This window comes from Neosynechococcus sphagnicola sy1, assembly GCF_000775285.1.
In the GTDB taxonomy this organism is placed as follows: Bacteria; Cyanobacteriota; Cyanobacteriia; order Neosynechococcales; family Neosynechococcaceae; genus Neosynechococcus; species Neosynechococcus sphagnicola.
The window spans coordinates 1-10434 of record NZ_JJML01000071.1 but is presented as its reverse complement, the minus strand read 5'-3'; the positions used below and the strand labels follow the sequence as shown (position 1 = coordinate 10434).

General features: G+C 49.6%; 7 protein-coding genes and 4 pseudogenes. 9 read left to right on the top strand and 2 right to left on the bottom strand.

Annotation, left to right across the window (positions count from 1 at the left end):
* Positions 1-393 (top strand): GTP pyrophosphokinase (locus DO97_RS24540; protein WP_036536623.1); only part of this gene is annotated, 393 nt, incomplete at its 5' end.
* Between the two features lie 842 nt (positions 394-1235).
* Positions 1236-1412: pseudogene (locus DO97_RS31520) on the top strand (type II toxin-antitoxin system VapC family toxin); the annotation flags it as partial.
* Here the strand turns inward: DO97_RS31520 and DO97_RS27055 are convergent.
* Positions 1395-1517 (bottom strand): annotated as a pseudogene (locus DO97_RS27055) (IS630-like element ISAtsp7 family transposase); the annotation flags it as partial. The pseudogenes DO97_RS31520 and DO97_RS27055 sit on opposite strands and share 18 nt — an antisense overlap.
* 270 nt (positions 1518-1787) lie before the next feature.
* On the opposite strand from DO97_RS27055, the gene DO97_RS19245 reads away from it, so the two are divergent.
* The 6 genes and pseudogenes from DO97_RS19245 to DO97_RS19225 all read left to right on the top strand — a co-directional run bounded on the left by DO97_RS19245 (position 1788) and on the right by DO97_RS19225 (position 9093).
* Positions 1788-5480 (top strand): pentapeptide repeat-containing protein, encoded by a 3693-nt coding sequence (locus DO97_RS19245; protein WP_036536616.1) that lies wholly within the window; start codon positions 1788-1790, stop codon positions 5478-5480.
* A gap of 213 nt (positions 5481-5693) precedes the next feature.
* Complete coding sequence (locus tag DO97_RS19240) at positions 5694-6635, top strand: NAD-dependent epimerase/dehydratase family protein (RefSeq protein ID WP_036536614.1); 942 nt, start codon at positions 5694-5696, stop codon at positions 6633-6635.
* Between the two features lie 21 nt (positions 6636-6656).
* Positions 6657-6743, top strand: a pseudogene (locus DO97_RS30405) (SDR family oxidoreductase); the annotation flags it as partial.
* A complete protein-coding gene (locus tag DO97_RS19235; RefSeq protein ID WP_036536612.1) occupies positions 6740-7147 on the top strand; it encodes a hypothetical protein in 408 nt (135 codons plus the stop codon). The pseudogene DO97_RS30405 and the gene DO97_RS19235, both read left to right, overlap by 4 nt.
* 33 nt (positions 7148-7180) lie before the next feature.
* Positions 7181-8188 (top strand): DUF4331 family protein, encoded by a 1008-nt coding sequence (locus DO97_RS19230; RefSeq protein WP_036536611.1) that lies wholly within the window; start codon positions 7181-7183, stop codon positions 8186-8188.
* 218 nt (positions 8189-8406) lie between these two features.
* On the top strand, positions 8407-9093 hold the full coding sequence (locus DO97_RS19225; RefSeq protein ID WP_036536620.1) for an alternative oxidase: 687 nt from the start codon (positions 8407-8409) through the stop codon (positions 9091-9093).
* Positions 9094-9114: 21 nt separating this feature from the next.
* Here DO97_RS19225 and DO97_RS19220 read toward each other — a convergent pair.
* Positions 9115-9657 (bottom strand): annotated as a pseudogene (locus DO97_RS19220) (Crp/Fnr family transcriptional regulator); the annotation flags it as partial.
* Between the two features lie 373 nt (positions 9658-10030).
* On the opposite strand from DO97_RS19220, the gene DO97_RS19215 reads away from it, so the two are divergent.
* Positions 10031-10434, top strand: a 404-nt coding sequence (locus DO97_RS19215) for a hypothetical protein (protein WP_239651889.1), incomplete at its 3' end; no start/stop codon positions are given.

Sequence of the window (10434 nt, the reverse complement as noted above, 5' to 3'; positions counted from 1 at the left end):
GTTGGGCAGGTTGACAAGGCAGGCCAGCCCTATATCTTCCATCCTCTGAGAGTCATGGCTCAACTGGAGCCGCTGGAGCAAAAGATCGTCGGGGTACTGCATGATGCCGTGGAAGACTCGGATATAACCCATGAGGCATTAGCAGCCGCTGGCTTTTCAGAGGTAATTCTGGCGGCAATCTCTGCGATCACTAAAGTTGATGGAGAGGACTACGAAACCTATCTCCAACGGGTGATGGATAATCCGATGGCTCTACGGGTCAAAATTGCTGACATGACAGATAACATGAATATTCGCCGCATTGCTCACCCTACGGAGCGGGACTTTCAACGATTGGAGAAGTATCGGAGTATCCTACCCCGGCTGCAAACAGCTTTAGGGAAAAGCCTTTGAGGGGATAATCCAGCAGTCTAGGCCGAGCCGAATATCTATCTGCCTGAAAAACGCAGATTCCAGATTACTGAGGTGAGATTTATGACATTGAATGAATCCGCAAATCGGTTGCTGTCAAGGCTTGGCACTGGTCTCTTAAGCGGTGATGAATCTTTACAAGCCTTATACAGCAACAGCTTGAGTCAATCATATCTAAAAACCTGAAGATGCTTGTTGAGAGAGGCTTTCAGCCTTCCATCTCCTGTTAGCAGACCAGTGCCAAAGGCGAATGCATAGGAGAAGCTGGAAGTATGTTTATTCTCATCCGTAATTTATTTAATGCCCCCTCTAAAGGGAGACAACCGTCTAAGCAGCGAAAACCTTTTGATTCATTGGTTCCCCGATCGGACTTATAAGGAGATGTATCACGATGCTGAAAAGTTACGAGGGAATTTACGAAAACGGGCAGGTGAAGTGGTTAGCGGAGGAGCCTACTGTTCAATCCGCGCGGGTGATTATGACAATTCTTGAGGAAGCTATTTCTTTAGATAAAACTGTTGAACACTCAGAAAATGATCTGAGAGGATGTTTTAAAAGTCTTCCTGGGTGTATCCAACCACTCAGACCACCTAGAGACCGCTACGACAGAATCAGGGTTTATGGATTTTAGATTGCACCACTGAGTCGTATTTGAGGCTCAAGACGACCCTTTTAAAACATCCTCTGAGTCTTACTGATTTAGCTGGTTCAGAGCCTCAAGCACAAGACATTCCACGTCGTAGATCGCCTCCTGCTGCGATCGCGGGAAAAGGCAGAACATTAGGTGACATTGTGAGTCCGATCGTGAATGAAGAGGACTGGGAATGTCTCAAGGAATCGTCCTAGATACCCACATTTGGTTCTGGTTGATGACTCAAGAGATTGAGCGGTTTCCATCTCACTGACGAAACATTATAGAAACCAGCGAACGAGTGGGCGTTTCAGTCATCTCATGCTATGAGATCGCCTTAGCACAACAGCGAGGGCGAGAGGTCGCCTGTTGTCTTTTTCTGGTGCAGCAGACGTGTCACCACCCCTTTACTGACCATGAACCGTTTTGCTACTTTACGGATTGAGGTATTTCCCGCTTCGTAGGCTGAGACAATCTACTCTCGTATATCCATCGAGTAAAGTGGCATTCAACCTCCTTCTCTCTGTCTCATTATTGTGCCTGACTGTTGCGCAAAGCGCTGTATCTGGTCAACCCAGAACATTATGAGGCACTCATTCCAGCTTGGAATAAATTGCGGGGCAAGGTCAATCAAACCTTGCTACCCAGCTATGAACAGCAGCATGGGGGTTGCAACGATTGAATGCGGCTTTGTGATGCAGCAGAACCAGACGCGACTGCTTCCTTCTCGTTTTAGGTAACTCTGATGCTTAACCAAAAGACTAGACGCTATCGGGGAGTGATCCTAACCGTACAGGGATGGGATAAGTTTCAAACTGCCAAGACTCAGGCTGAATTGAGTGAGAATGCGGGCGATCGCTTCACTCTAGAAGAACTCAGTGAGCGTATGGGCTTATCCCTCAACACTATCGCCAAAGTCCTGGGACGCTCAGACCCCGTAGACAAGCAATCGTTACAGTGGGCATTCCGTGCCTTTAGCTTGGAGTTAAGCAAGCAGGATTACACGCGACCTATTGCTACCCTTGCAGCAGTGGAGGCAACCGTCCAAACGAAGCCATCCCAAACAGATTGGGGGAGTGCCATTGATACTTCTACCTTCTGCGGACGCAGTGAAGAACTGATGCAACTGAAGCGGTGGGTGTTGGAGGAACACAGCCGCTTAGTCCTACTGCTGGGGATTGGTGGCATTGGCAAAACCACGCTGGCTGCTAAACTCGTGCAGCAAATTCACCCAGAATTTCAGGTAGTGGTGTGGAGATCGCTGCAAAACGCACCGCCCCTGGAGGAGTGGTTAGAGAGTGTACTTCCTGTCATTTTGCGAGCACGGGGGGAGGATGTTGCCCTACCCATCAGCCTGGATGGAAAACTGCTGAAGCTAATCGAGGGGGTACGATCCTGTCGCTGTTTGTTGATTCTGGATAACGCTGAAACGATTTTGAGTGCAAGACAAACAGGACAGTATCGCGTGGGCTATGAAGGGTACGGTCAATTGTTTAAGGATCTGGGGGAGGCATCCCATCAGAGTTGCCTGCTGCTCACCAGTCGCGAAAAACCCAGAGAGATTGGGGTACTGGAAGGCACAGAGCGATCGGTGCGAACGACTGGCCGTCGCGCTTGCGCTTCGCTGCTACTCAAAGGACTAAATTTAGAGGCCGGACGAGAACTGTTTCGCTATAAAGGAACCTTTGCAGGCACAGAGTTGGAATGGGAAATATTAATCACTCACTATGGTGGCAACCCTTTGGCGCTGAAGATGGTCGCAGCGGCGGCTCAAGAGCTTTTTAATGGCAGAATTGTTGAAATATTAAACTATGTGCAGCAGGGGTTAGCAATCTTTGATGACATTCGCGATTTACTGCAACGACAGTTTGATCGCCTGTCTGAAATTGAACAGGAAATGCTGTTTTGGTTAGCGATTAACCGAGAATCGATCTCGTTGTCTGAGTTAAGTGATGATGTGGTCACGCCGACGTTTAAACGCAGGTTGCCGGACGCGATTCAGTCTTTGTTACGGCGATCGCTAATCGAGAAGGCGGAGCCTACGCTGATTGAAAAGGAGGATGAGCGATTCTTTCTACAGCCTGTTGTGTTGGAGTATGCGACCGATCAGTTTGTCCAATGCATTTCTGGGGAAATTGCCACCCAAACACCAGAGCGGCTCAAAACCCATGCACTGCTTAAAGCCCAGACCAAAGACTACATTCGGGAAATGCAAAAGCGGGTCATTGTTGAACCGATCGCTGAACAATTGCTCATGCAGTTTGGCAACCCACAAGCCATTGAACAACAATTGAAAGTCATATTGAAGCGGCAACAACAGCAAGCACCGCACCAACCCAACTATATTGCAGGCAATCTTCTCAACCTGCTGGTGCATCTGCAAGCTGATTTACGAGGGTGTGACCTTTCAGAATTAACCATATGGCAGGCGGATTTGCGTCAGACTAATTTGGCAGGAACGAACTTTCGCAATGCTGATCTCGCCACGTCTATCTTTGCCGAAAACCTCAATAGCTTATTATCTCTCGCTTTCAGCCCCAATGGTCTATTAGCAACCGGGGATGTCGATGGCGATGTTCGTTTGTGGTTGGCGGATGGTACACCCCTTCTAACCTTACAAGGGCAAGCCGGGTGGGCGTGGTCAATTGCTTTTAGCTCAGATGATCAGCTCCTGGGTAGTGGCAGTAGTGATGGTTCGGTTCGATTGTGGGACATCCAGAATCGTTGCTGTCTGCACCTGTTGCAGGGGCATACCGATGCTGTTTGGTCTGTAACCTTTTGCACTCCTGCTGGCAGCCAGTCACTAGAGCCTGCGCAACTGTTAGCAACGGGTAGTGAGGATCAAACCATCCGACTATGGGATGTCCACACTGGCGATTGTCTAAGCGTGTTGCAAGCACACAGCGGCGCGATCCATTCCCTTTGTTTCAGCCCTGACGGTCGAACCCTGGCAAGTGGTAGTCAGGATCAGACGATTCGGCTCTGGGATATCTGGGAGGGTACTTGCGACACGATCCTACAGGATGATTCGGGTGGCGTCTGGGAGATCGCCTTTAGTCCTGACGGTCAACGTCTTGCCAGTGGTGGGAACAATGGCTCGATTCGAGTCTGGGATGTCCAGAAGAAAGTTTGCCTCTGCGTCCTGAAGGGACATACCGATTGGGTTTGGTCGGTCAGTTTTAGCCCGGATGGGCAAACCTTAGCCAGCGGCAGCAATGATGGCTCAATCCGCCTGTGGAATATCAACGATGACACCTGCCTCAGCCGTTTGCAAGGACACACCAGCGGGGTTCGTGCCGTCGCCTTTCACCCTGAAATCAGGGATGACCTGATGCTGGCAAGTGCCAGCCTAGATTTCTCCATGCGACTTTGGAATGGGCGGAATGGCACCTGCCTCAAAGTGTTACAGGGACATCCTGGTGGACTTTGGGCAGTCAGCTTTAGCCCAGATGGCGAGACTCTGGTCAGCGGTAGCCATGATGGCTTAGTGCGCCTGTGGAATTGGCAGCATGGGACGTGCTCAAACGTATTGTCGGGACATGGCAATTGGGTACGCTCAGTGGTGTTTAGTTCGCATCGCCAACTTTTGGCGAGTAGCAGTAATGATGCCCACATTCGCCTTTGGGATGCGACCGAGGGAACCTGTCTGAAGGTATTACAGGGACATACCAGTGGTGTGCGATCGCTCAGCTTTAGCCCTCGAATTGACAACGGAGAGACTCAAGAGAGAGAAATCCTGGCAAGTAGTAGCTTTGATACCTCGATTCGCCTGTGGGACGTTTCTACAGGGATCTGTTTGAAGGTTTTACAGGGGCACACGGATTGGGTCTGGTCGGTCGCATTTAGCCCCGTTGGCGCTAGCCTGCCGTCAGGCATTGGCAACATCCTGGCAAGTTGCAGTAATGATTTGTCGATTCGGTTCTGGAATGTGCAGGATGGCACTTGTCTGAAAGTTTTACAGGGGCATACCAGTGGTGTCCGCTCCATTGCCTTCAGTCCTGATGGTCGATGGTTGATTAGCGGCGGCGATGATCAGGGAATTCGGTTCTGGGAAGTGCAGTCTGGCAGGTGTCTAAAAAACTTGCAAGACCACGCAGGCTGGATCTGGTCTGTTGCCTTCAGTCCTGATGGTCAATGCTTTGCCAGCGGGGGGCATGATCAAAAGGTGCGATTGTGGGATGTGCAATCAGGCACTTGTATCAAACGACTGCAAGGTCATACGGGCTGGGTGTCGTCAGTTAGCTTTAGTGCAGATGGTCAAATCCTTGCCAGTGCAAGCCAGGATGAGACGATCAAGCTGTGGCACGTGAAAACGGGTGAGTGCCTCAAAACCCTGAAAGCCGATCGCCTTTACGAAGGCATGAATATTTGTGGTACTCAGGGATTAAACCCCGCACAGCGAGCAGCACTTTTGGCATTAGGAGCAGTCGCAGGCTGAATAAAATTAAAATTACGAATTGCGCCTTAACTTGCAGCCTAACTTGGGAAACTCACCTGTTCTAAACAGCTACAGACCAGCATAATAGCGGCTAAATCAATCGGCTGGCTGTTTGAATCAGTTTGAGTAGATACGGACGAAATCAAGGTTGCACTGACCAAGGCGATCTCTAAAGCCTTGAAGTGCGATCGAATTCAAACAGGAGCTTTACAGATGAGAATTTTTGTTGCTGGGGGGACGGGGGCGATCGGGCGTCCATTGCTGACTCAATTACTCACCCAAGGACACAAGGTTGTGGCACTGACCCGCTCTTCAGAAAAAGCTCAGACTTTAGTAGAACAGGGAGTAGAACCCGCGATCGCTGATGTCTTCGATCCAGATTCCGTTAAAGCGGCAATCCTCCAGGCTCAACCCGAAGTTGTGATTGAGCAACTTACTGCCCTACCTAAAACCTACACCCGCGAGTCGATGACGGCAGCAGCCGAGTTCAATACGCGCATCCGATTAGAAGGAGGTGCCAATGTGCTGGCTGCTGCCCAAGTCGCCGGAGCACGGCGTTATCTGCGGCAATCGATTGCCTTCTGGGCAGTTCCGGGGTCGGGTCTGGCTGACGAAGACACACCGCTTGCCCTGGATGAGTCCCCAGCGGTTGCTGCCGATGCTCACGTTGTGACCGAGTTGGAACACCGTTTGCTGGAAGCATCGGATCTGGAAGGAATTGTTCTGCGCTACGGCTTCTTTTACGGCCCTGGCACCTGGTTTGCGCCCGATGGGGATGTGGCAAATCAGGTGCGTCAGCAACAGTTTCCGATCGTGGGCAAGGGAGAAGGCGTATGGTCGTGGCTGCACATTGAGGATGCGGCGATCGCCACCGTAGCAGCCGCAGAGCGAGGCAATCCTGGGATTTATTTGATTGCCGATAATCAGCCCTTGAAGGTGTGCGAGTGGCTGCCTGTCTATGCTCGATGGTTGAATGCTGCACCACCACCCCAGGTATCGGTTGAAGATGCGCTGCAAATTGGGGGAGCAGATGCGGTCTATTACGGCACTCAGATGCGTGGCGTATCGAATGCTAAAGCAAAACGGGAATTGAACGTTCAGCCCCGATCTCTGGAATGGTTGGTTGGCTCTGCTGCTAATCACGCTACTACATAAGGAGAATTGAACATGAACACAGCCGGGATGGTGGCTTATCTAGCCAGTCCTGAAGCCGGATTCATCACAGGGGCAAGCCTAATGATTGACGGAGGCTTCAGCGCATGAAGGTTGCTCAGGCTGGAATTGCGTTTGTGGTACTACATGCGATCGCCCACGCATTGCATGGTTTAGCGCATGTGAAGATTCCAGTTCCCCTCTCTTTATTGCAGAGTTCATTTATTGTTGCTGTGATTTTTCTGACTCCGATCATTGCAGCCGTTTTGCTCTGGACAAAGTTCGATCGCTTGGGCAACTGGCTCTTGCTCAGTTCAATGGCTGGAGCCGTTCTTTTCGGCATTTACAATCATTTGATTGCGATAAGTCCCGATCATGTCTCGCAGGTATCCTTTACAAGTTGGGGGCTGCTGTTTCAAATTACGGCTATTCTCACCTCAATCTTTGATGGGCTGGGTTGTTGGATCGGTTTATGGGCGTTGAAATCCACACCGAAACTAGAAGAAGTCTCATGAGTTTTTGATCTTAAAGAAGGAGTATACAAATCTATGTCACACCATCTCGATTCCCCAACGGCTAAGGAAGATGGACGAGTAGACATTACTGATGTCTATGTGTTTGCAGGTGAATCAGAAAACACCACCGTTTTGATTATGGCAGTCAATCCTCTAGCGGGTGAAGTATCGCCAACCACCTTTCGAGCAGGCGCGCTCTATGATTTCAAAATTGATACCAATGCTGACGTAATCGAAGATCTGGATTACCGCGTTACATTTGGAGAACCCAACTCCAAAGGCATTCAGCAGATCGAACTGCACCGCTTGGAGGGAAGTGCCGCCACAGATTTTGATAGTCATGGCAATCTGATCGCAGAGGGCAATACGGGCGACGTGATTTCGATCGGTGATAGTGGTCGCCTGTGGGCAGGGCTAGTTGCTGACCCTTTCTTCTTCAACCTGGGCGCGTTTGGGCAATTTGCTCAGATGATTCTTGAAGAAAACCGATTTGATCCCAGTGTGTTTGATACGGCTGAAAATGCTTTAGCAGGGCATAATGTGACGGCGATCGTCTTAGAACTGCCTACCGCTGACCTCAGTGCCGAACCGATTCAGCTCTGGGGAACCACAACCATTCAGCATGAGGGCAAGTGGAAGACCATCAACCGGGCGGCGACTCCACTGGTTCAGCAGGTGTTTATCCAGGATGAGCACCTGAAGGATGCTTACAACAAATCGTTGCCCGGAGACGACGTTGCCAAATATGGGGCAGCGATCGCTGCCTTTACCGCAAAGGTGACACAACTCGCAGGTACGACAACCGATCCTCAAGCTTATGGGCAGCAAGTGGTACAGTTTCTCTTGCCTGATGTTTTGACTTATAACCCACAGTTACCGATTGGCTATGGTTTTGCTGGCAGGAATGGTCGAGCACTGGCAGACGATACACCTGACCTAATTTTAAGCCTACTTGCCAATACACCCTTCTCAGACCGAGTCGGTAAGCCTGATGGCTTCCGCGCCCATTTTCCCTACTTAGCAGAGCCAAACGCCAAATAAGTGGCAGAACTAACTGGTCTAGAGGAACAATGAGCCGAAAACGGCTCGGTTTGCACCTGCGAGCCGCTTCAAACCATTTCTCTAATGGGGGTTCTAAACTCCAAAATGAGCCGAAAACGGCTCGGTTTGCACCTGCGAGCCGCTTCAAACCATTTCTCTAATGGGGGTTCTAAACTCCAAATCGATGTCTGCTTTTGGAGGCATACACCATGAAAGTTTTGATTCGATTCATCGTCAGCTTTTTCGTTTTTATTGTGGATGTCGTCTACGGCAACCGTTCCTACGCCCGGTTTTATGTGCTGGAAACGATCGCCCGTGTACCTTATTTTTCCTATCTCTCAGTGCTGCATCTTTACGAAACGCTGGGTTTCTGGCGCAAAGCAGATTTGTTGAAAGTTCACTTCGCTGAAACCTGGAACGAATTACATCACTTGTTGATTATGGAGTCACTGGGCGGCAATCGACTTTGGGGCGATCGCTTTATCGCCCAACACATTGCCGTTGCTTACTACTGGGTAGTTGTACCGCTTTATATGCTGTCTCCCAGGTATGCCTACTACTTGATGGAACTGATCGAGGCTCATGCCTACCATACCTATGACGACCACTTGAAAACCCACGAAACGGAACTAAAAACTCAACCCGCTCCCCAAGTTGCCATTAACTACTACCGCGATGGCGACCTCTACATGTTTGAAGAAACTCAGTTTACCTCCGATCATCATTTCCGTCGCCCTAGTGTAGATAATCTCTACGATGTGTTTGTGAACATCCGTGATGATGAAGGAGAACATGTAAAAACAATGGGGGCACTCCAGAAACCAGAAGCACGGCAAACCTTCAAAAGCCCGCATTCCGTAATTGAACTCATCGCAGATCAAGCCGAGCAAATTAGTGAAGCTTAGATACTGATTCACCTTGAGGATTTACTCAATGTGCCCGTTGGCGATCGCTTCCAGCATTGTCTGGTCTAACACCAGAATCTTACCACCCCGACGGTAAGTCACAATCGCCTCCATCTGCTTGAATAACCGGACACATTCTTCATAGGTAATTCCGATGCAGCGAGCCATCTGGTAGTAGGGCAGTCGCGATCGCAACTGCAATCCCTGTTCCGTTACATCTGTTCCTTCAGCGATCGCCGCCGACTGAATAAACTGCGCCAACCGCACGATCGCCCGCTCAGAAGCCAACCCATGCACGACTTGATGGAGATGCTGGAGCCGTTCCGTCAGGACTGCAATAATCTGCAACGCCAGTTCTGGAGTGTTCTGAATCATTTCTAGTAGAGTAGTCCGTTCGATCGTGAGAATTTGACAGTCCTGTTCGGCCACTACTGTTGCCGGAGCCACACCATTGCCAAACAGCGCTGGCGCAGCAAAGAGTTCTCCAGCGGGCAACATCCGCAAAATCGTTTCTTTACCGGTAGCAGCGGTTTTCTTGATTTCAATTCTGCCACTGAGGATAGCAAAAAGCTTAGAGGATGTTTTAAAAGGGTCGTCTTGAGCCTCAAATACGACTCAGTGGTGCAATCTAAAATCCATAAACCCTGATTCTGTCGTAGCGGTCTCTAGGTGGTCTGAGTGGTTGGATACACCCAGGAAGACTTTTAAAACATCCTCTTAGCAGGCAAACGATCGCCCTCATGCAGAATAATCTCTCCACGCGAATACGGTTTTACCGTAGCATGAGTTTGCAACTGTACCAGATGATCGAAATCTAGCCCAGAAAAAAGAGGGAGTTGCTGTAGCTGTTCAATTGTGATTCGCATCGTTGAACCACCCCAATGAAAAGACTTGACTATTTGTCTTCCTATTATGAGCTAGCTCAGAGAAGTGATTAATGAAACCTGTCAAATTAAAGATAGTTCCAGGTTGGGAAGGTAGCGATATGACACTCACACAAACAAATACAACCGAATCCATAACCACCTCTCAAAAGGAAACTCTTGCCAAACTATATTTAGAAGGCAAGCCAGCCGAGATTTCTGACGAAACCATCGCCCAACTCTGTGACTGGTTGATGGACGAGTTCCATCAACTGCCCTTGAATCTACAATTTTCAGATTACATGCGTTACATCAACGCTGAAGAGATGTTTGCTGATATTGAGCAAAATCATCTTTGGGTCTCTGCCGATAGTTATGATTCTTCTGTGTATCCCAATCCCATCTACGGATTCATTTTCCAGGGAATGCACGATTATGACCACTACTTGACTCATACCGACTTCAGCCTAGAACGGGG